We start from the raw sequence: 22,665 nt of genomic DNA, 5'->3' as shown, positions 1-22,665 counted from the left end.
TTTTCAGCCCGGCTGTCGATGCGGCAAAAGGGCCGCTGGCGGGCTATTGCCCGCCAGCTCCCATGACGTCGCCATTGTCTTCCTGACCGCCGCCCAGCGAATACACATAGGTCGCCAGCGCAGTGATCATCGGCTCGCTCAACCGGCCTTCCCAGCTCGGCATCACCCCGTAGGGTCCGCGATGGATCGTCGCTTCGATCTGCGCGGCACTTCCACCATAGAGCCAGTCGGCATCGGTGAGGTTTGGCGCACCTTGAGCCTGATCGCCCAAACCGTCCGCCATGTGGCAGGAGGCGCACTGCATGTCATAGGTCTCGGCGCCGCGGCTGGCGGCCGCCGCATCGAAGCTCTGACCTGCCATCTGCAACACATATTGCGTCACATCGCGGATCTCGGCCTGACTCAGAAGCTCGTCGCGGCCGAAAGCCGGCATTTGCGAGAACCGGGTATCGGGATGATCGGACCTTATGCCGACATGCAGCGTGTAGCGGATATCTTCGAACGTCCCGCCCCACAGCCAGATATCGTCATTGAGGTTGGGATAGCCGACCGCACCGCCGCCGCCACTGCCGTGACAGGTGGCACAATTGTCGCCGAAGGCCGAACGGCCGGCAGCGATGGCGAAGCGGAACAGCTCCGGATCGCTCTCGATCCCCGCGAAGTCGGCATTCTGCAACCGCTCGAAATTGGTGCTGCGGGAGGCCTGGAGATCCGCCATCTGCTGCGCGACGTTCACGCGTTCGGAGTTGCCGGTAAGGCCCCGGGTAAAGCCTTCGAAGCCCGGGGGAGCCGGCAGGGCCGGCATGAAGACCATGTAGACCACCGACCACGCGACGCAGGCATAGAAGATCCACAGCCACCAGCGCGGCAGCGGATTGTCGAGTTCGCGGATGCCATCCCATTCGTGGCCGGTCGTGTCGACGCCGGTCACTTCGTCCTTGTGATTGTGCTCAGCCATGGTTCCGGCCCTTCCCGGTATCGAAGCCTTCGGGTCCTTCGGCATCGTCGAGCGGCATCTGTGCCGCTTGTTGGAAACGTTCGCCATTGCCTGGCCACAACGCGTAGACCAGCACGCCGGCGAACAGGAGAACGAAGAGCAGGAGCCCCCAGGTTTGTGCGAATTGCGAAAGCGCTTCGTACATGTCGTTCTCCTATCTCTGGTTTTCCGGCGCCTCGGCCTCATAGGTCGAGAAATCGACCATGGTGCCGAGCACCTGCAGGTAGGCGATCAGGGCGTCGAGTTCCGTGATCTCGTCGGGATTGCCGTCGAAATCGCGGATCTGGGCACCGGGATAGCGCGCGATCAGATCGTCATATCCCGAAGAGAACGGATCGACCTGGGCCGCGAGATCGGCTGCGGCATTGGTGATCATCTCGTCGGAATAGGGCACGCCGAACAGGCGGTTCGTGCGCAGATGCCCTTCGATCTGGCCGTAATCGAGCGCCGCATCCGCCAGGAAGGCGTAGGGCGGCATCACCGATTCCGGCACCACCGATTGCGGGTCGATCAGGTGATCGCGGTGCCACTCGTCGGAATACTTGCCGCCAACGCGGGCCAGGTCCGGACCGGTTCGCTTCGAACCCCACTGGAACGGCCGGTCATACATGCTCTCGGCGGCCAGCGAGTAGTGCCCGTAGCGCTCCACCTCGTCACGCAGCGGACGGACCATCTGCGAGTGACAATTGTAACAGCCCTCGCGGACATAGATCTGCCGTCCGGCCAGTTCGAGCGGAGTGTAGGGCCGCATCCCGTCGACTTCCTCGATCGTCGAGTTGAGGTAGAAGAGCGGGGCGATCTCGATCACGCCCCCGATCGACACCACGACCAGGATGGCCACGGTGAGGATCAGGCTGTTCCGTTCGAGGAACCGGGCGTGAATGCCTTGAAAGAAGCCTTTTTTCTGCGACATGGCTCAGGCCTCCTATTCGGCTGCCACGAGGGAGGATTGCGGATTGACCCGGTCCTCCGTCTCTTCGACCCCGCCCCTGATGGTGCGGTAGACATTGTAGGCCATCAGCAGGGCACCCAAGAGGAAGAGGAAGCCGCCGAACGCCCGGATGATGTAGTAGGGATGCATGGCCTCGACCGTTTCCACGAAGGAATATTCGAGGAAGCCGAGATCATTGTAGGCGCGCCACATCAGGCCCTGCGTGATCCCCGACGGCCACATCGCCGCGATGTAGAAGAGGATGCCGATCGTCGCGAGCCAGAAATGCCACTCGATCAGCGCCTTCGACCACATGCCCTTGCGCTTCCACAGCCACGGAACCAGGCAGTAGATCGCGCCGAAGGTGATGAAGCCGACCCAGCCCAGCGCACCGGAATGCACGTGGCCGATCGTCCAGTCGGTGTAGTGCGACAGCGCGTTGACGGCGCGCACGCTCATCACCGGACCTTCGAAGGTCGACATGCCGTAGAAGGCGACCGACAGCACCATCATGCGGATGACCGGGTCGGTGCGCAGCTTGTCCCACGCGCCCGACAGCGTCATCAGCCCGTTGATCATGCCGCCCCAGCTGGGCATCCACAGCATCACCGAGAAGGTCATGCCGAGCGTCTGCGCCCATTCCGGCAACGCCGTGTAGTGCAGGTGGTGCGGACCGGCCCAGATATAGATGAAGATCAGCGACCAGAAGTGCACGATCGACAGCCGGTAGGAAAACACCGGACGCTCGGCGCGCTTCGGGATGAAATAGTACATGATCGCCAGGAAGCCGGCGGTGAGGAAGAAGCCGACCGCGTTGTGGCCGTACCACCACTGGGTCAAGGCCCCCTGCACGCCCGACATGACCGGATAGGACCAGGCACCGAACCAGTTCACCGGAACCGCCAGGTTGTTCACCACGTGCAGCATCGCGATGGTCACGATGAAGGCGAGATAGAACCAGTTGGCGACGTAGATGTGCGGCTCTTTCCGCTTCCACAGCGTGCCGAGGAAGACGAGCAGATAGACCACCCAGACCAGGGTCAGCCAGATGTCCGCATACCATTCCGGCTCGGCGTATTCCTTGCCCTGGGTGATGCCGAGCAGATAGCCGGTCGCCGCGATGACGATGAAGAACTGGTAGCCCCAGAAAACGAACCAGGGCCACAGGCCGCCGGCGATCCGGGTGCGGCAGGTCCGCTGCACCACATAGAAGGACGTCGCGATCAGCGCATTGCCGCCGAACGCGAAAATCACCGCCGAGGTGTGCAAGGGCCGCAACCGGCCGAAATTGGTGAAGCCGAAATCCTCGAAGTAGAAGATGTTCGGAAAGGCCAGCTGGAGCGCGATGATCACGCCGACCAGAAAACCGGCGATGCCCCAGAACATGGTGGCGATCGTCCCGGCCTTGATCACGCCTTCGGCATATTGCGACTCGTCATTGACCGGGCCGCCCTTTGAGAAGGCGCCGACCAACATGATCAAGCCGATCAGCGACCCCGCCATGATCAGCCAGCCCTGCTGTTCCATCAGCGGGTCGCCGCCCCGGGCGACCGCGTAGAGCGACCAGAAGAATACCCCGATCAGGATGAGCGCGATCAGGAAGCCTTCAGCGCCCCCCTTCCGCGGTGCGGGAAATGCGATGCTCGTCATTGAGTCCCCCGACGAATGTCCTGTGGGTTCAATCCCACACCTTAAGTACGGCTTTCAAGAGACCCCACGCAGAGTGGGGCAATACGCCGCGCATGTCGCAGGTCGGGGGAACAGGCGGGGCTGGGGCTTTCGCGCCCCCGCCCCGCCGTCCTGCGTAACGCCTATTCCTGTCCCGGCGCGATGAAATGCCGGGCGTCAAAGCGGTAGGCCGCCCGGGCCATCGCCGCGTTCGACGGCTGGACGTCGAGCGTGTAACCGGAGCCGGAGCACGCGCCGGGTTCTTCCGGCATGTTGGCGTTGAACACCATCAGGCCGAGATAGTCCCAGCCGGCCGTGTCGATCGCACCGGACTGCCCGAGCGGAACGACATGCATTTCACCGTCACGCACGCCGAGCGCCAGGACTTCGATCCCGGACTCGCCGTCCAGCGTGACCGTGAACCGGCCATCGAGATCGACCGTGAAATAGTTCGCGCCGAGTTGTTCCAGCCCGCCCTTGGCGTTCCACGAACCGGCCTGCGATAACGTGCGCTGCAGCGCCACCGTCGAATTGAACAGCGGTGCCAGTTCATAGTCGAGCGCCAGATTCTGCGCCCGCCAGCGTTCAATCACGTCGGGAATCGTCGTGCCTTCCTCGCGCAGCGCCGCGGCGACCGTCTCGAACCCGTCGAGTTCGACCGTGTTCTCCCAGATCCGCACGATCAGGTCCTCGCCATAGACGTCGGCAAGCGACTGCAGCAGCGTCCATTGCGAATAATTGTGACCGCTTTCGCTGGTCGTCCAGCAACGCTCCGGGGCATCGTAGTCGCTCGACACGTAATCCGTGGCGTCCTGGTCGGCACCGACCGTGGCCACCTCGATCCAGGAGGCGGTCGACTCGTAGAGCCAGTCGAGTCCTTCCTCGGCGTCATAGGCATACTGGATGACGTGCGCGAATTCATGCGTTGCCGTCGCCCGCATCAGGCTGTGCGGCGACGCCGCCTTGCCGAGACCGGCAAAGTCGTTCTCGATCAGGAAGATCGCGCGAGCCGCGGCCATTTCACGGACATCCGTCGTGTTCGGATTGTCGAACACCATTTGCGCCGGACGGGTAAAGCCCAGCGAGCCGCCGGCATCGCCGACATAGGCGCGGTAGAGGCCTTCATTGTCGCGGATCGGTTCGGCCCAGCCCATGCGGCCGACCTGGATGTCGAGCATCTCCTGCAGCGCGACCGCCACCGATTGCGCATATTCGAGCGAGGAGGCGTCTTCGCCCTCAAGCGTGTAATAGACGATGAAGTCGTCGGTGCGGATCGACTGCACCTCGCCGCTGAGCTGGATCGAATTGTCGAGCAGGGCCTGCAGCGTTTCGACGACGGACGCGTCGACCGACATCAGGACGAGCTCGAACTGACCGCCGGTGTCGCTGCCCTGGTAGCGGCTGATTTCCAGCATGTAGGTGCCGGCCTCGGTCGCCGTGTAGGCGAAGGCGGAGTTGAGCGATCCGTCACCGCGGTCGTCATTCAGCGCGACCGGAAAGCCGTCCGGACCCTCAAGGCGGATGACCGGGTCAAGATCGCCCTCGACCGTATCGGCCATCACGTAAAGCGTCTGGCCTTCGGTGAGCGTCACCGGGTATTCGATCGATTCCGGATCGGCACCGAGATAATCAGCGTAGGCGGCAATCCGTTCGCCCTCGATGGAGCTGAAATCGAACGGAACTTCGGCATTCGGGTCGATCGCCAGAGACAGGATGGCATCGCCCTGGTCCTGACCTGACCAGGAGCCGAGCTGGACCTGGAAACGCCCGGCCTCGGGGGCCTGGAAGATCAGGTGGGAATTCAGCGTGCCATCGCCGCGATCGTCATTCTGCGCGATCGTGTTGCCGTCGGCATCGAGCAGCGCGAGCGTCGTGTCGAGGCTGTCGCTCAGCGCGAAGGTCGAGGCGACGAAAATGTCGTCTTCAGCCAGATCGACGGTGAAATTGCGGGTCGGACGGGCCGAATCGATCGTGACCACGCCTTCCATGATGGTGCGCGCGTCGTCGGACAGGCCGAAATCGATGCCATGGAGGATTTCGAGTTCGAAGGACCCGAGCGCATTGCCGTATCCGGTGACCGAAGCGGTGTACTGACCCGACGCCGTGGCCACGTGAACGATCTGCGACTGCAGGCTTTCACCCGACGCCATGTCGTCATTCTGGGCCAGCCGCGCGCCATTCGGACCGGTCAGCGTCAGGATGGTATCGAAATTCTCGTCCGACATCGTCGTCAGCGTGACGACATCGCCGGCATCGAGTTCGAACGGAAAGTCGACCTGCGGCCGGGAAGCCGTGACCTCACCGGACAGAACCTCGCTCTGCGTTTCCTGGGCGAGCGCACAGCTCGCGGAAAACGCGATAAACAACGCTACGATAGCAATACGCATTGAAAACCCCCGTAAGCCGATCGCAGGAGGCGACCGGCGTCCCTGTGCTCCGATTAGGCTATGTCGGCAGGGGCGGCAAGTTTCCGCCTGACCTGCCGCGGCACAAAATCGGTCCGCCGGACTTGCGCGCGAGCGCGCAACGGTCGTCAGAACACCAGCGGGGCCACGAACAGCGCGATGACGCTGAGCACCACGACAGCGATGACATTGAGCACCAGGCCGGCGCGGACCATGTCGGGAATGGCAACCAGGCCCGAGCTGAACACCACGGCGTTCGGCGGCGTCGCCACCGGCAGCATGAAGGCGCAGCTCGCCGCGAGCGTGACCGGGATGACATAGACGAGCGGGTCCTGACCCGTTTCCACGCCGATCGCCGCAATGACGGGAAGGAAGGTCGCCGTCGTCGCGAGATTGCTCGTCAGTTCGGTGATGAAGATCACGAGGGCCGTTGCCACCACGATGAGAAGGATGGCGTTGACGGCACCGACCGCGACCAGCTGCTGCCCGAGCCAGAGCGCCAGGCCGGACGAGGAAACGGCAGCCGCCAGAGCCAGACCGCCGCCAAACAGGACCAGCACGCCCCAGGGCAGTTTGGTGACGGCGTCCCAGGTCATCAGTGCCTGCCCCTTCTTGCCCGACGGGATCAGGAAGGCCGCGACCGCAGCGGCCATGGCAACCCCGGTGTCTGTGATCTCGCCGAACGGCAACCGCGATTCCAGCCAGCCGCGCGACAGCCATCCGAACACAAGAAAGGCAAAGAGCAGCATCGTGCGGAATTCCGCCTTGCTCATCCGGCCGAGGCCGGCCCGCATGGAGTGGATGTGGCGCATCGCTTCGTCGGAAGCCTTGAAGTCGATCGGAAAGACGAAACGCGTCAGCACAAGCCAGGCAATCGGCAACAGGACCAGCGAGACGGGCATTCCGACCAGCATCCAGCGGGCGAAGTCGATCTCGACGCCGTAATTGTCGGACATGAACCCGGCCATGAAGGCATTCGGCGGCGTACCGACGAGTGTCGCCAGCCCGCCCAGCGTTGCGCCATAGGCCAGGCCGAGAAGAAGCGAGACCCCGAAATTGGCATGCTGCCGCGGCGCGAGCGTGGGCATGGTTTCGCGGATCACCGTGACGACCGACATCGCGATCGGCAGCAGCATCAACGTGGTCGATGTGTTGGAAATCCACATGCTGACAAAGGCCGCAGCGAGCATGAAGCCGGCGACCAGCGCCCGGGCGTCGGCTCCGGCCATGGCGAAGACGCCGAGCGCGATGCGGCGGTGCAGCCCGCACCGTTCGATCGCCAGTGCCACGACGAAACCGCCAAAGAAGAGCCAGACGATCGGATGCGCGTAGGGCGCCGCGATGTCGCGTGTCGACACGACATCGAGCAATGGAAGGGCAACCAGCGGCAGGAAGGCCGTGACGGCAACGGGAATGGCTTCCGTCGCCCACCAGATCGCCATCCAAACGCCGATGGCGGCGACAATGATTGCCTCACGCGGCAAGCCTTCCGGCGCGAATCCGAAACCGATGATGAGAGCGGCCACCGGCCCAAGGACGAGGCCAATCCGCTGATAGAGCGCGGGTCCGGTTTCCTCTCGTGCGGTCATTACGTTCGCCAGTTCTTTGTCTGTCGGTTCATGATAGCCCGTGAAGGCACGCCGGAAAGTTAGTCTTCGCCGCCAATGGCCGCTTCCGCGTCAAGCGCAATCAGCAAGGCTGCCGCCTGTGCCATGCCCGCATTGTCGTGCGCGACGCCCGGGACGTTATAGGCCGTCCAGGCAAAGGGTACGCCGAGTTCAACGGCCCGGTCCCGCGCCGTGCGCATGAAGAAGGCCCCCCGCGCATAGCGGTGCTCGCCCTGCGCCATGGCTTCGGCGGTGCGCCGGAGATTGGGATCGCGCCGGTCTGTGTCCTGATCGCCCAGAAGGACAACGAGAGGCCGCCCGAGCCATGCGCCAATCGCCGCCTCATCAACGGATGTGCCGCTCAGCCCATATGGCCAGTCGGTGGCAGGATCGGGCAGCGTGTACCAGCCGGCATTGGCGGAGAAGGCCATGATCAGGCGCGGCAGGGCCTCGAACAGGACGGCGCGATGCACGAATTGCGCGCCGGCGGAGTGACTGAAGAGATAGTAGCCCTCGGCGGTTCCGCCCCGTTCGGCGATCGCGGTGAAAAGCGGCTCGATCGCGGAATAGGCATAGGGCCCGTCCGTCCCGATCCCGCCGAGATTGTACATCGCGGCCCCCGGGAAATCGGCGTCGGAGAATTCCGGAGCGTAGACCCGAAAGCCGTGTTCCGCGACCAGGCCGCGCCAGTTTGCGGCATAGTCGTCGGCATTCCGGTCGACGCCGTGCATGACGATGACCACCGGAGCGTCGCCCGTGTCTACGGAATCCGGTTCGACATAGTGAATTGTGATCGGGGGACCGGGCCAATCGGTGAAGACGAAGCTGCCCGATCGCCAGTCGTCAGCATACGCCGAACCGAAGGAAAGCAGCGCGGCAGTCAGAATGATGAAGAGAAAGCGGGTCATGACAGGGCCGGGACGCCGGCTTTCACCGGCGTCCCTTGCACCACTGATCAGAAGATCTTGCGGATGTCGAAATAGATCTGACGGCCGCGGATGCTGTGATAGGCCGCATCATAGCCATTGGTCTCGTCGGCAAGCGGCGGATCCTCGTCGAACAGATTGTTCGCGCCGACGCGGAACCGCAGATCTTCAAGCGGTCCGGCCCGCTGGAACTCGTATTCGACATAGGCATTCACCGTGATGAATTCCTCGACGATGAACGGATCGCCGTTCGGATCAAAGCCGACACCAGTGTCGATGAAGTCGCTGATATAGCTGACCAGACCGCCGGCACCCCATCCATTGTCGTGACGCCAGGTCAGCGTCGTCTGCATGTTCCATTCCGGCTGACCGTCCTGGCGGATGATGTTGCCTTCCTGCGAAACCGTGATTTCACTGGCGATCAGTCCGCTGTCGACCGCGTCCCGGATCTGCTGGGCACCGGGTGACAGGGCGATGAAGTAGGTGTCGAGATAGGACGCGTTCGCGCTGATGTCGAACTCGCCGAACCGGTCGGATTCAAAGGTGAAGTATACACCGTAATCGATACCCTCGACGTCGATATCCTCGTTGTTGTCATAGGTATCGCGAATGAACAGGATATCGCCGGCCGGATCGAGACCAGCCGCGGTGAAGTAGTTGATCTGGTCCTGGTTCGGATTGGCACGCACCACGTTCGGGTTGGACGACCCCTGCATGCGCAGCAGATAGTCCAGGCTGATGTGGTTTTCCGCACCGAACACGCCGACCACGCCGCGGCGCTGGATTTCCCAGCGGTCGATGGTGACGGTCAGATTGTTCAGGAAGCTCGCGGGACCGGAGAACCAGTTCGGCTCGAGAACGATACCGTAGGTGATCGAGACGTCGTCTTCCGGACCGATATCGTCGGCCACCGAACGGCGCTCCGTCCGGCCGACCGAGAAACCGGTACAGGCCGCGAAGTTGGCGAAGGTGCCGTTACGCACGCCGGCTTCGCAGAAATAGCTGTCCTCGCGGGCGTTCGACCGGTCGACCGCCTCGTTGACGACCAGCAGGTTCGGGGCCCGGAAGCCTTCCGAATACGCACCGCGGAACATGATGCCTTCAACCGGCGCCCAGGCTGTTGCGATACGCGGATTGAGACCGCTGCCGCCGAAGTCGGAATAATGCTCGTAGCGGGAGGCGATCTGCAGATCGAGCGTCTGGATCAGCGGAATATTCATGTCCGGGCTGACGAGCGGAACCGAGAATTCGACAAAGCCGGCCGTCACATTGCGCGAGCCGGACGAGTCCGGGGTCGGGCTGGTGCCATAGATGTCGGTCTCGCTGACGTCGCCGGTGACGGCGTCAGTGAAGGTGATCGTCCCGTCGACACGCGAGTCACGATCTTCGTCATAGCCCTCATAGCGCGCCTCGACGCCCGCTGCGACGCCGATATCGCCGCCGGGGATGGTGAAGATGCGGCCATTGGACACCCGGAAGTCGGCGAGCGCCAGATCCGCGGAGCTGGTACGAACGACGTCGACGAGGAAGGGTTCGATCAGTTCGCGTGCGTTCGGCGTGGCATCGCCGATGTTCGGATTGTTCGGATCGCCACCGTTGAAGATGTTGTAGGTGTTCGCCGTTTCACGCGACAGCGCTTGCTGAAGCAGCGTCATCGACACCGAATTGTTGACGAAATCCTCGGCGAAGGAGCGGTTGTACAGGATCGCGCTGTCCCAATCCCATCCCGTCTGGCCGAATTCGCCGCGCGCGCCACCGAGAATACGCCACTGGGAGTTCACGACCTCGATGTCGCGGAAGCCGACATCGACGAAGCGGTAACGGCCGCCATCGGTGAAGACCGGAAGACCTTCAACCGGAACGTTGGTCAGGCCCGGCAGGCGGTTCGGGTTGGGATCTCCGTTCGAGAAATTCACCGGGCCGAACGGGTTCCAGTAGTAATTCCGCGGGATCGAGATTTCCGTTGCGGCAATACCGTTGCGCGGTTCGTTGGTCGACTGGGTTTCGGCATAATAGAGGCCGAATTCGCCGTACAGATGCACGCCGTTCGTCAGATCGTGGTTGAGGAAGGCGAACAGGTTGAAGCGGTCGCGGTCGGAGATGATTGAACGCTCATACGCCCCGTCATAGCGCAGGTCGGCATCGAGCGATCCGTCGTCGATACACAGATCGGCAACCGACAGAGCGCCCGCCGTGGCCGCCCGGCAACCCGCGAAGCTGGTCGGTTGCAGGTGGAACACGCCTGAGGTCGAGGTCAGCGTCGTGCCGTTCTGGCGCACGCGGTTGGCCGTCGTCGTACGCAGCGTCCACTGGCCCCAGGGCGATTGCGTCGCCATGTTGTTGAACGAGGCGTCGCCGTCGAACGTGGTTCCGGCGACGAAGGGCCGCAGGTCCTCGCTCGCCGAAAGCGGATGCTCATTGGCGAACATGCCGTTCCGGTGCGAATACTCCGCCGAGACCGAGATATTGGTGCGGCCGTCATTGAAGTCCCGGCCGGTGCGCAGCGTGAGGGTCGATTCGTCGAGGCCGGAATTCGTCGCGTAGAGATAGCGGCCGCGCACATAGAGCCCGTCCACATCGTCCATCAGGATCGTGTTGAACACGCCCGCGACAGCATCCGAACCGTAAATGGCCGAGGCCCCGTCGTTCAGCACTTCAACGCGCTCGATGCCGGCAACCGGCAGGGCGTTGACGTTGACCGTCGTGACCGGCGTCGAAAGTTCCGCCTGGGTCGACGGGTGATTGACCATCCGGCGGCCGTTCAGCAGCACCAGCGTGCCGCTTGACCCGATCGAGCGCAGATTGATCGACGCCACGTCGCCGCGCGCATTGTTGTTCGTCGTGTTGTTGTCGGTCCGGAATTGCACACTGCCCTGGGACGGCAGGGAGCGGATCAGGTCTTCGCCGTCCACGCCGCCAATGGCATCCAGATCGTTCTGTCCGACGATCGTGACCGGAAGCGCCTCGTTGATGCGCGCTCCCTGGATATTGGTGCCGGTGACGACGATGACATCGCCTTCCTCGGCCTGCGGTGCGGCATCAGCCGGCGTTTCCTGCGCATAGGCGGCGCTGCCAAGCGCCAGAACCCCGAGCGCAATTCCAGTCTTCAAGAATCCCCGAAACGACATCGTGTACTCCCCTCGATGTTTTGCGGAGACGAAAACAACGACGCTGGACAGTGTCAACAAAAATTATACACTCCGTTCAAATTTCGTACACACTGTGGACAAACCCCCTCAGTGGCCAGTACCCAAGAATGCGCGGGCTGGGACCCAGCCTGCGCGGCAGTTCAAGATCTGGTGACGTCCGAAATGGCCATTCTCAGACCGAAATTTCCCGACCACGGATCGCCCTTCTCGCGAAAGCAGGAGCGCGACCGGAAGACCGCCGCGATCCGCTCGGCGGCGTCGAAGCGGTTTGACGTCCAGGGCGTGCGCGGCACGCGGCTCGAAGACATCGCGGCGGATCTCGGCCTGACCAAGACCAGCATCGCCTATTACTACGCGTCCAAGGACGAACTGGCCGAAGCGGTTTTCCTGACCGCCGTCAAGTTTCTCGAGGATGCGGTATCGGCGGCTGCCGATACGGTCGCCTCGCCGGACCAGAAACTCCTTCTCCTGTTCCGCACCTATGCCGACCAGTTGCTCGACGCGCTCGACGGCAGGCGGGCCCACCCGGCGCAGATCCAGGAACTCGATGCGCTGCCCGATGAGGCGCAGGCGCGGATCACAGGGCGGTTGGGCGCTCCAGTCGCACAGGTCAACGAGATGGTTCAGGACTGGCTCGGCCAGTCGGACCGCGCACTCGGCCGCAGCGAGCCGGTGACCTTCTGCATGTTCGCACTGCTCGACTGGCTGAAACTCAGCGCGAACGAGATGTCGGGTCCGGATTTCCGGGCGGCCTCGAATGTCCTGATCGATGTTCTTCGCCAGGGGCTGACGCGCGCCGGATCGGTACCGTCCCGGGTCACGCTGCAATTCAGCACGCAAAAGGAATTGCCCCAGATATTCGACCGGGACGCCCGCAACGAGATGAAGCGCGAAGCTTTGCTCAAGGCCGGGATCCGCTTCTTCAACCTGTACGGATTTGAAGGCGTCTCTCTGGCCGATGTCGCCGCATCGCTCGGCGTCACGCGCGGGGCCTTCTACTATCACATCCCGGACAAGGAGAGTTTTCTCGACCAGTGCGTCGATCACTCGCTCGAAGCTGTCGAGGCGACACTCGATCACGCCGATGAGGGCCACTCCGGTCTCGACTGGATCCAGCGCGTCCTGTTCGACCTGATCTACATGCAGGCGAGCGGCATGACGCCGATCATCCGGCTGAAGCTGATGGCCGCCCTGCCGGCGAAACGGCGCAACCGCTATCAGGCACGGCTGCGCAATATCTGGCGCCGGCTGGGTGACGCGCATGATGCCGCGCTGGCCGATGGCAGCGCCCGCGAACACGACACCGGCACCGTGGAAGCGATCCTGGCCAGCGTCATGTTCCTGAATGGCGGTTACACGCTCGCCGCCGCGAACAGTCTCGACGACTGGCGCATGTCGGAAAGCCCGCAATCGGCAACCAACGACTATCTCAACGTTCTCCTGTTCGGCCTCATGGCAGGCGTCGAATGAGGACGGCCGCGGCGATCGTGGCCGCGCTTTTTGCGGCACTGTGCCTGCCGCTTGCGGACGCTGGCGCCCAGGACGCTCCGGCCGCCGAAGCGGACGTCCGGTCCGAACCTTTCGTCCCGCAGGCCGGAACGCTGTCGCCGAATGGCGAGATCGCCGAAATCTTTTCGGTGACCTCGCTGAATGCCCAGGTCCTGCGACTTGAGGCCGCCCTCGCCCGGGCCCAGGCCGCCCATGGCGTAATCCCGCAATCGGCCGCCGATGCGATCACAGCGGCCGCGATTCCGGAAAACCTGCCGCAGGCCGAACTCGATGCGGAATACGCGATCGTCCGGCATCGCATGGTGGCACTGCTGAATGTGCTGCGCCGCTCCCTCGACGCGGACAGTGCCGACTACCTCCACTACGGCGCGACGACGGTGGATCTCTATGACAGCGCGGCGATGCTGCAGATGCGCGAGAGCGTGTTCGAACTGATTTCGGACCTGCGCGCCATCGAACTGCAACTCGTCGAACAGGCGGCACATTATCGCGACACGCCGATGATCGGCCGCACGCTGGGCCAGCACGCCCTGCCCATCACCTTCGGCAAGAAGCTGAGCGGCTATATCGGCGAGAACCGCCGCCACATCGACCGGCTGACGGACCTGCTGGGCAGGATTGAACGCTCGATCATCATGAAGGGCGCGGTTGGAAGCTATCTCGGCCTCGGCGAGCACGGACAGGAGATCGAGCGGCAGATGGCCGCCGAGCTTGGCCTGCCGGAACCCTGGCCGGACGACTGGCATGCCGGCCGCGACGTGTTTGCCGAATATGCGCTGGTCCAGTCGTTGATCGCCCACACCTGGGCGCGCTTCGGACAGGAAGTCTTCCTGCTGCAGATGACCGATATCGGTTCGGTCTACGAACAGCTCCCCGGCGGCGCGGTCGGGTCGAGCACAATGCCGCACAAGATCAACCCGTCGCTCTCCGAAGCCCTGATCCAGCACGGGCGGGTCATCCCGCGTCTCGCGGAAATCGTGCAGGACGACATGATCAACTTCTTCGAGCGGGACAACACCTCCCGGCCGAACGAGGCGGTCGAGGCCGTTGCGCTCGCCACCGAGGAAATGCTCGGCGACGCCAGCCGGCTGATCGCGAGGCTGCGCGTCAACGAAGCCCGGATGGCGGAGAATCTCGCACGCAGCGAGGGCTGGATCCTGACCCAGCGCATCGTCTTTGCCATTCAGGACGATCTCGGCCGCGAAGGCGCCGAACACCGCCTGCGCGACCTGGCCGCGGAAGCGGGAGAGACAGGGGCGTCCCTGCGCCAGGCGATCGAAGACGATGGTGAACTTCTTGCCCTGTTCGAACCCGGCGAGCTCGACGCGCTGCTCGACCCGGCGACCTATCTCGGCCTCGACGGGCAACTGGTCGATGCGGTGATCGAACAGGCCATGGCCGCACGGGCGTCCGACCCGGTCCGTCCTTCCATTCCATGAGGCTCGATGTGAAGCGTTTCGTGCTTGTCGTCCCGGTCGTTCTGTTCGTCCTGTCCGCGTGCGCGACGGTCCAGAACACGGATTGCACCCAGGGCGAGGTCCGCCTCACCCAGGACTTTTCCAACGCACCCGACTATGCCTGCCGGCGCACGGGACTGGCCGCCTTCGAACTGACCGTCGTGCCGGAAAGCACGCCAATCAATCCCAGCCCCTGGTTTGCCTTCGATATCGAGACCGCCCGGGAAGCCGAAGTGTCGATCGCGCTCGACTACGGCGAATACCGCCACCGCTACCGGCCGAAGGTCGAAGAAAGTGACGGAAACTGGATTGCGTTTCCGGACTCCGCGGTCAGCCTTGATGACGACGGTCACGCAGCCACGCTGCGCGTGACCCTCTCGCCCGGCCGCTACCGGGTCGCGGCCCAGGAGGTGATCGGCATAGGCGAGCGCGCGGCGTGGCGGGAAGATTTCGCAGCGCGAAACGAGCTCGAAATCGAGACCATCGGCCACAGCCTCGATGGCCGGGCAATCGAGGCCCTGACCCGAGCGGCCACCACACCCGACGCTCCGCTGATCATCATTGTCGGCGGTCAGCATCCGCCCGAAGTCACCGGCGTGCTCGGCCTGCGCACCTTCCTGACCACGCTCTTTGCGGACGCGGCGGCGAACGCGGCTCTTGACCGGTTCGAATGGCTGATCGTGCCGGACCTCAATCCCGACGGTGTTGCGGAAGGTCATTGGCGGGAAAATCTCGGCGGAACCGATCTCAACCGCGACTGGGGACCGTTCGAACAGCCGGAGACCGCCGCGATCCGCGACGCGATCACCGCCCGGCACGGGGCGGGTCACACGCCCTTCATTCTGCTCGACTTCCACAGCACGCGCCACGACGTGATCTACACGCCGCACGACAATGCCGGCCTGACGCCCGCGAATTTCTCGGCCGGCTGGATCGCGCTTCTCAACGGGGCCTGGACCGGTGAAGGCGAGGCCTTCGCACGCGACCCGAGCCACAATCCCGGCCTGCCGACGGCCAAGAGCTGGTTCGCCCTGACCTACAATGCCCCCGGCCTGACCGTCGAATTCGGCGACGAAACCGACCGGGAACGGGTCGCCGAACTCTCCCGTGCAGCGGCCATCGCCTTGCGGCAGTATCTCGAGGCAGCGGAAACGCAGCCCGGTCTGGACGGCTGACCGGCAAGCGTCAGTGGCGTGGACCGGGAGTTCAGGGCGTGGCCGCGAGCGGTTTCAGCGCGTCGGGCCGGACCGGATCGTAGGGCTTTGCAGTGGAATGACGCATCCGGCCTGCTAGCATTGAATTGCCTGTGAAAGTGTTCCGGCGAGGCTTTGTCCGTCGCTTCGATCGGGCTTTGATGGCGGGAGCGGGTGAAGCGGGATCCAATGGCATCGGTTTTCATTCATGGCGCCGTCCGCACGCCAGAACGCAACTTCTACCGCGAACGTCAGGCGAAGGTGATCGACGCGCTCGCCGAGAAGGGAGTAATCTGACGATGACGGACGCCGACATCTATCTCGATCGCAAGGGCGCGATCGCCGAACTGGTGCTGAACCGCCCGGACAAGCGCAACGCGCTTACCCAGGAGATGTGGCTCGCAATCCCGGAACTCCTTGCCGAGGTGGAGAAAGATGCAGGCCTCCGTGTACTGATCGTGCGCGGCGCGGGTGGCGCTTTCGCGGCCGGGGCCGATATCGCCGAATTCGAGGAGGTCTATTCGACCCGTGAACGCGCTGCGCGCTATTCCGCGGCGGTCGCGGCGGCGCTCGACGGTCTCGCCGCCTTCCCCCTGCCGACGGTGGCGAAGATCACCGGCCCGTGTGTCGGCGGCGGATGCGGGCTCGCCCTCGCCTGCGATCTCCGCTTCGCGACGGAGGCGTCGCGCTTCGGCATCACCCCGGCGAAGCTCGGCCTGGTTTACACGCTGAACGACACCAAACGCCTGATCGACGCGGTCGGCCCCTCCAACGCCAAGGACATTCTCTTTTCCGGCCGCCTCGTCAGCGCACCCGAAGCGCGCGAAATGGGGCTCGTCGACCGGGTGTGGGGCGAGGCCGATTTCGAGGCCGGGCTTGAGGGCTGGCTGGAACTGGTCCGGGCCGCCTCACCGCATTCCGCGCGAGTAACGAAATCCATCATCCGCATGATCCTGTCGGGCGTCGATCAAGACACGGACGAGACGAAGCGGATGTTCCTCGATGCCTTCCAGGGCCAGGATTTCCGGGAAGGTTATCGCGCCTTCCTCGAAAAGCGCGCGCCCCGCTTCAGCGGAAACGAGTCATGACGCAGCCACCGCATACCGGCCTCAGAGTGCTCGAACTCGCCCGTGTCCTCGCCGGACCATGGATCGGCATGACGCTCGCCGATCTCGGCGCCGACGTGATCAAGGTGGAAAGCCCCGATGGCGACGACACCCGCAACTGGGGGCCGCCCTGGGTCGAGCGGAAGGGCGAGCGCGCCGCCGCCTACTACCATGCCTGCAATCGCGGCAAGCGGTCCGTTGTACTCGACTTCCGCACCCCGCAGGGACAGGAGGCCGTCCGCCGACTCGCCGCGGAAAGCGACGTGCTGGTGGAGAATTTCAAGCATGGCGGGCTCGCCAAATACGGCCTCGACTATGACAGCCTGAAGGCCGTCAATCCGCGCCTTGTCTACTGCTCCGTGACAGGTTTCGGCCATGATGGTCCGTATGCGGACCGGCCGGGCTATGACTTCATCATCCAGGGCATGACCGGGCTGATGGATCTGACCGGCGAGACGGACGGGCGGCCGCAGAAGGTCGGCATCCCGATCGCCGACCTCCTGACCGGTCTCTACGGCGTCATCGCCATCCAGGCGGCCCTCGCCGAGCGCGAGCGGACAGGCCGGGGTCAGCATATCGACATGGCGCTGATGGACTGCATGACCGGCGTCATGGCCAACCAGGCCCTGAACTTCCTGGTCTCCGGCACGCCGCCGCACCGCATCGGTTCGGCCCACCCCAACATCGTGCCTTATCAGGTCTTTCCTGCCTCGGACGGCTATCTGATCATCGCCGTCGGCAATGACGGCCAGTATCGCCGCCTGTGCGACATCCTGGATTTCGAGGCCGGGCGCAACCCGCGCTTCGCGACCAATTCCGGCCGTGTCACGCACCGGGACGAGCTCGTGCCGCTGATCGAGGCGGAAACCCGGAAATGGACGCGGGACGCCCTGCTCGCGGCATGCGAGGCGCACGTCATCCCAGCCGGACCGATCCACGATGTCGGCGAGGTTTTCTCCGACCCCCAGACCGTCGCACGCGGCATGCGCATCGATCCAGAGGGGGTGCCGGGCGTGCGTTCACCCCTCAAATTTTCGGAGAGCGGGTTGAAGCTCGACCGCGCCTCTCCTTCACACGGCGAGCACACGGATGAAATCCTCGCCTCGATCGGAATGAAGCCCGCTCAGGAATAGCCGGGTGGTGGCGGCGCGTCCTGGGCGATCGTCCAGGCTGTGTTCACCAACCCGGGCGGGGCTGGTGGACTCGAGGGGAAAGGCATCCGCCGGAATGGCGAAAGGCGGCGCCTCGCGCGCCGCCTTTCCTTCTGCCGAACGGGATCAGAAAGTCAGCGAAACTCCGAGCGTCGCGCCGACCGAGCGGAAGTCCTCCGCGCCGATCCCGTCGTAGAAGCCTTGCAGGTTGAAACGCACGGCCCCGGGACCACCCGCATCGAAGCCCGCAGCGACCCGCCCCCTCAGACCATTCTCGATGACGGAATTGTCCTCGGCCCCGAACGTCATCACCCCTTCGACCTCGGCAAACGGTCGCATCGTCCAGCCATTGTCGAGATCCATGCGGTAGTCGAAGCGCGGGCTGAAGGCGAGTTCACCCTGGTCGATGACCTGTCCCGGAATGGGGACGCTGAAGCTGTCGAGATAGGCCTCCTGTTCCTCGCGGATATACCGCAGGGACAGCTCCGGCCACATCGTCGTGCGCGCGCCGAGTTCGACATCACCGACCACCGAACCGGAGAACAGCACGCGCTCGGTCTGGAAATCGTCGACATAGGTGCCGAAGGGCGAGATCGAATTGTCCGACCGGCCCCAGGCCACGCGGGCATCGACATAGAGTTGCGGGGCCAGGCGGGCTGTGACATAGGGGCCGACCATCCAGCCCTCGCCGTCTGCGGCACCCGGAAGGATGGCACCGTCGCGCTCGAAACCGTCGAACTGGACCAGGGCACCGATCAGAACATCGTCGCTGACCAGCATGTCCGCCCCCAGATAGACCAGGCTGAACCGGCCTTCATGCGTGCCGATCGTGACATCGGCGAGCGTGATGTCGGCCCACACGTCGATTCTCTGACCGTCCGCATTCAGCTCCCGCGGGCCCGAGGCCATCGACCGGCTGGTCTGCAGGCGCATCTCGGTCTCGCTGGCCATCATGTTGAAGGGCAGCGAACCGCTTCCCGGGACGGCGAGACCGCCGACCGAGGCTGATCCGCCCTGCCCGCCGCCGCCATTGAGACGGCCGATACGGCGCTGCAGGTCTGGCTGATTGGCGAGCAGCAGCGCATTGCGCCCCGAGACGAAGTCCCGGATGGCCTCCTGCGTTGCATCGCGGGTCTCGATCATCGTGATCGTGCAGACAAGGTCTTCCGACGGCGACAGGGCCAGGGCGATGGACCGGGCTGCCGCATCGACCGCGCTGTCACTGTCATTGCAGCTGAGGTCGGTCAACGCGAAGCCTTGCGAGCGCAAATCCTCGACGGTGAGCGAATAATTGCCGGCGACCACATTGTTTGCCACCAGCGTCGCCGTTCCGCCCGTCGTCGTCACACTGGTGTCGAGCGCGGGAAGGTTGGACGTGTAGCGCACCGACGCATCCCCGCCCTCGATCTGCTGGACCAGCGTGATCGTGCCGAGCGCCCGGACCTGGACCTGGACTGTGTCCGGCGGCGAATTCACCTGACCGTCATTGACGATCAGCTGGAAGACCAGCGTGTCGGTTCCATTCACCGGCGGTGCCGTGAAGGTCGGATTCTGAGCCGTCGCATCATTGAGCGTCGCAGACGATCCGGAGATCTGGCTCCACTGATAGCTGAGCGTGTCATTGTCCGGATCGCTCGAGCCGCTTCCGTTGAGCGTGACCGTCTGGCCGCTGTCGACAGGGCCCTGGTCGGCCCCGGCATTCGCGACCGGCGCGCTGTTGGGGGCCACCGTGATATCGACGCTGTCGGTCGCGGACGGTCCGAAACCGTCTGAAACACTGACTTGGAAAGTCAGCAACTGGCTTGAAGCGGTGCTCGCGGGAGTCGTGAATTGAGGTGTCGGCGAAGTGGGATCGTCGAGCGTGACCGAAGGGCCGGCCGTCTGCGTCCAGGCATAGGTCAGGGGATCGCCATCCGGATCGACCGAGCCCGTCGCGTCGAGAGCCACGTCCCTGTTGCCCGGCACAGTCTCGTCCGGCCCCGCATTGGCGATCACGTCGAGATTCGCCGCCACGGTCACATCAACCGTATCGGGCGCCGAGGTTGAGATGCCGTCATTCGCGGTCAGACTGAATGTCAGCAATTGCGCGGCCCCGGTCTTCGGCGGCGAGGTGAAGCTCGGCGTCAGCGTATTGGCGCCGGTGAGTGTCACCGAGGGGCCGGCCGTCTGGGTCCAGCTGAAGGTCAGCGGATCGTTTTCATTGTCCGTCGCGGTACCGGCCAGGGTTACCGCGCTATTGCCCGAAACCGTCAGATCGGTCCCGGCATTGACTGTCGGCGCCGCATTCGCAGGCACCGTGATCTCGACCGTGTCGGCCGCCGAGCCAAGCAGACCGTCATTGACCGTCAGGCTGAAGGTCAGGACCTGATTGGCGGTGGTGTTCACCGGAGCGGTAAAGGTCGGGGTGGCCGTCGTGGCGCCCGTCAGGGTCACCGCCGGGCCTCCGGTCTGCGTCCAGGCATAGCTCAACGGATCGCCGTCGCCGTCAGTAGAGCCGCTGCCATCGAGCGTGACCGGCGTTCCGCCGCCCGCCGTTGCGTCCGGACCCGCATCGGCAATCGGACCGATATTCGCGGGAATGTTCACATTCACCGTGTCCGGCGCGGAGTTGGACGTGCCGTCATTGGCGACGAGGCTGAAGGTCAGCACCTGCACACTGTTCGTCTTGGGCGGTGCGGTGAAGCTGGGATTGAGCGTAGTCGCCGCATTGAGCGTGACCGAAGGCCCGGCGACCTGCGTCCACTGATAGGTCAGCGGATCGTTCTCGAGGTCCGCGGCAATCCCTTCCAGCGTCACGAGGCTGCCGCCCGGGAAGGTCACGTCATTGCCCGCATCGACCGTTGGCGGGGCGTTTGCCGGGATGGTGATCTCGACCGTGTCAGCAGCGGAGCTGAGCAGCCCGTCATCGACCGTCAGACTGAAGGTCAGGACCTGGTTGGCGGTTGAACTCGCCGGAGCGGTGAAGGTCGGGCTGGCCGTCGTGGCGCCCGTCAGGGTCACCGCCGGACCGGCGGTCTGCGTCCAGGCGTAGGTGAGGGCATCGCCGTCGCCATCGGTCGATCCCGTTCCGTCAAGCGTCACGGATGTGCCGCCGCCGGCAATGACATCTGGACCCGCATCGGCGGTCGGGCCGACATTCGCCAGAATGTTGACATTCACCGTGTCTGCGGTGGAGTTCGACGTGCCGTCATTGGCGACGAGGCTGAAGGTCAGTACCTGCACACTGTTGGCCTTGACCGGTGCCGTGAAGCCGGGGGTGAGCGTCGTGGCACCGGTCAGCGTCACCGCCGGACCGGCGGTTTGCGTCCACTGATAGGTCAGCGGATCGTTCTCGAGGTCGGACGCCGATCCGGCCAGCGTCACCGGGCTGTTGCCGGCGACGGTCACGTCAGTGCCGGCATTGACCGTGGGCGGGGCATTGGGAAAGGCTGCGACCACAACGACATCCGGGCTCGACGAGGTGAGTCCATCATTCACCACCAGTTCGAAGACGATGGCGGTCGCGACAGTGATGGGGGGTACGACAAAGGTCGGATTGGCGGCGTTTGCACCCGTGAGCGTGACAGCGGGGCCGGCCGTCTGCGACCAAGCATAGGACAGCGACTGCCCGTCGACGTCGCTGGACCCGGTGCCATCGAGCGTAACGGTCGCGCCCTGACCGGCATTCTGGTCCGGTCCGGCATTCGCGACAGGGGGCGTGTTGGCCGGGATAGTGATGGTGACACTGTCGGCAGGCGATGCCGTGATGCCGTCATTCACCACCAGATCGAAGGTCAGGGCCTGTGCAGCGGCGGTGAGCGGCGGAGCGATAAAGTTCGGGTTGCCCGCCGTGGCGTTGGACAGGGTCACGGGGGTGCCGCCGGTCTGGGTCCACAGGTAGGTGATCGGATCGCCATCGCCATCGGCAGAGGCGAATCCGTTGAGTGTGACTGTACTTTCGGCCAGCACGGTCTGGTCCGGCCCGGCATTGGCGGTTGGGCCAGCGTTGGCGGCGACGGTCACCGCGACAGAATCCGGCGCTGAAGAAGCGAAGCCATCGTTTGCGACAAGGTCGAAGGTCAAGATTTGAGGGGAGCTTGTTTTCGCCGGCGCGACGAAACTCGGCGTCAGGGTCGTCGCTCCACTCAGGCTCACCGCAGGTCCCGAAGACTGTGTCCATTGGTAGGTGAGAAATTGAGGGTCCGGATCGGATGCCGTGCCGACAAGCCCGACTGCGGCGCCCCCGGCAACCGTCAAATCCGTACCTGCATTCACAACAGGCGGTGTATTCGGCAGGAGGAAGAGGCACTCACCACCCGCGGCATTTATCATCGCCTGGGTTATCTGGACCTGACCCAGGATCGCAGTCCTTGGTGCCGTCGGCGAATTGCTGGCGACCTCATAGACGTTGAGGTACAGGTCACCGCTCACCGACCCTGGGATCGGGCGGAATTGCGCCCCTGTGTTTACCGACACCGTTGATCCAACAGGCGCGTTGTGGCCCGCAAGATTGGAACCGCTTGAGAACAAAACGGATCCTGGCGTGCCGTTGATGTCGGAAACATCAACTTGGACCCAGTCAATTGG

14 protein-coding genes and 1 pseudogene are annotated in these 22,665 nt (G+C 64.1%); 5 read left to right on the top strand and 10 right to left on the bottom strand.

Annotated features, from left to right (window positions below; all coding sequences use genetic code 11):
• Positions 1–43: 43 nt before the first annotated feature.
• The 8 genes from ccoP to ACFOOR_RS14945 all read right to left on the bottom strand — a co-directional run bounded on the left by ccoP (position 44) and on the right by ACFOOR_RS14945 (position 11,644).
• A complete protein-coding gene (gene ccoP / locus ACFOOR_RS14980; RefSeq protein WP_343165252.1) occupies positions 44–958 on the bottom strand; it encodes a cytochrome-c oxidase, cbb3-type subunit III in 915 nt (304 codons plus the stop codon).
• Positions 951–1,142 carry a cbb3-type cytochrome c oxidase subunit 3 gene (locus ACFOOR_RS14975; RefSeq protein WP_343165251.1) on the bottom strand — a complete coding sequence of 64 codons (192 nt, stop codon included), beginning with the start codon at positions 1,140–1,142 and terminating at the stop codon, positions 951–953. Before ACFOOR_RS14975 ends, ccoP begins: the two co-directional genes overlap by 8 nt.
• Before the next feature lie 9 nt (positions 1,143–1,151).
• Positions 1,152–1,910: a cytochrome-c oxidase, cbb3-type subunit II gene (gene ccoO, locus ACFOOR_RS14970; protein ID WP_343165250.1), complete on the bottom strand. Its 759-nt coding sequence runs from the start codon at positions 1,908–1,910 to the stop codon at positions 1,152–1,154.
• 12 nt (positions 1,911–1,922) lie between these two features.
• The gene (gene ccoN, locus ACFOOR_RS14965; RefSeq protein WP_343165302.1) at positions 1,923–3,404 is read right to left on the bottom strand and encodes a cytochrome-c oxidase, cbb3-type subunit I; all 1,482 of its coding nucleotides are present in this window, start codon (positions 3,402–3,404) and stop codon (positions 1,923–1,925) included.
• A 335-nt stretch (positions 3,405–3,739) separates the two neighbouring features.
• Positions 3,740–5,983 (bottom strand): DVUA0089 family protein, encoded by a 2,244-nt coding sequence (locus ACFOOR_RS14960; RefSeq protein WP_343165249.1) that lies wholly within the window; start codon positions 5,981–5,983, stop codon positions 3,740–3,742.
• 146 nt (positions 5,984–6,129) lie between these two features.
• Entirely contained in the window at positions 6,130–7,590 is a 1,461-nt protein-coding gene (locus ACFOOR_RS14955) for an SLC13 family permease (protein WP_343165248.1), read from the bottom strand.
• Positions 7,591–7,649: 59 nt separating this feature from the next.
• Positions 7,650–8,516: an alpha/beta hydrolase gene (locus ACFOOR_RS14950; protein ID WP_343165247.1), complete on the bottom strand. Its 867-nt coding sequence runs from the start codon at positions 8,514–8,516 to the stop codon at positions 7,650–7,652.
• A 47-nt stretch (positions 8,517–8,563) separates the two neighbouring features.
• Positions 8,564–11,644 (bottom strand): TonB-dependent receptor domain-containing protein, encoded by a 3,081-nt coding sequence (locus ACFOOR_RS14945; protein ID WP_343165246.1) that lies wholly within the window; start codon positions 11,642–11,644, stop codon positions 8,564–8,566.
• Between the two features lie 201 nt (positions 11,645–11,845).
• On the opposite strand from ACFOOR_RS14945, the gene ACFOOR_RS14940 reads away from it, so the two are divergent.
• From ACFOOR_RS14940 to ACFOOR_RS14920, 5 genes are all read left to right on the top strand, one after another.
• The gene (locus tag ACFOOR_RS14940) at positions 11,846–13,153 is read left to right on the top strand and encodes a TetR/AcrR family transcriptional regulator (protein ID WP_343165245.1); all 1,308 of its coding nucleotides are present in this window, start codon (positions 11,846–11,848) and stop codon (positions 13,151–13,153) included.
• The gene (locus tag ACFOOR_RS14935) at positions 13,150–14,631 is read left to right on the top strand and encodes a lyase family protein (RefSeq protein ID WP_343165244.1); all 1,482 of its coding nucleotides are present in this window, start codon (positions 13,150–13,152) and stop codon (positions 14,629–14,631) included. Before ACFOOR_RS14940 ends, ACFOOR_RS14935 begins: the two co-directional genes overlap by 4 nt.
• Positions 14,632–14,639: 8 nt before the next feature.
• Positions 14,640–15,824 (top strand): M14 family metallopeptidase, encoded by a 1,185-nt coding sequence (locus ACFOOR_RS14930; protein WP_343165243.1) that lies wholly within the window; start codon positions 14,640–14,642, stop codon positions 15,822–15,824.
• 317 nt (positions 15,825–16,141) lie between these two features.
• Complete coding sequence (locus ACFOOR_RS14925; protein ID WP_343165242.1) at positions 16,142–16,930, top strand: enoyl-CoA hydratase-related protein; 789 nt, start codon at positions 16,142–16,144, stop codon at positions 16,928–16,930.
• A complete protein-coding gene (locus ACFOOR_RS14920) occupies positions 16,927–18,081 on the top strand; it encodes a CaiB/BaiF CoA transferase family protein (protein WP_343165241.1) in 1,155 nt (384 codons plus the stop codon). The genes ACFOOR_RS14925 and ACFOOR_RS14920 overlap by 4 nt, the downstream gene beginning before the upstream one ends.
• Before the next feature lie 144 nt (positions 18,082–18,225).
• Here ACFOOR_RS14920 and ACFOOR_RS14915 read toward each other — a convergent pair whose 3' ends face one another.
• Both ACFOOR_RS14915 and ACFOOR_RS14910 read right to left on the bottom strand, forming a co-directional pair.
• Positions 18,226–22,101 (bottom strand): PKD domain-containing protein, encoded by a 3,876-nt coding sequence (locus tag ACFOOR_RS14915; RefSeq protein WP_343165240.1) that lies wholly within the window; start codon positions 22,099–22,101, stop codon positions 18,226–18,228.
• Between the two features lie 3 nt (positions 22,102–22,104).
• Positions 22,105–22,410: pseudogene (locus tag ACFOOR_RS14910) on the bottom strand (PKD domain-containing protein); the annotation flags it as partial.
• Positions 22,411–22,665 lie beyond the last annotated feature (255 nt).

The organism is Hyphobacterium vulgare (genome assembly GCF_042643335.1).
Lineage (GTDB): Bacteria > Pseudomonadota > Alphaproteobacteria > Caulobacterales > Maricaulaceae > Hyphobacterium > Hyphobacterium vulgare.
The sequence above is the reverse complement of the archived record's forward strand: the minus strand, read 5'-3'. Positions and strand labels throughout refer to the sequence as shown.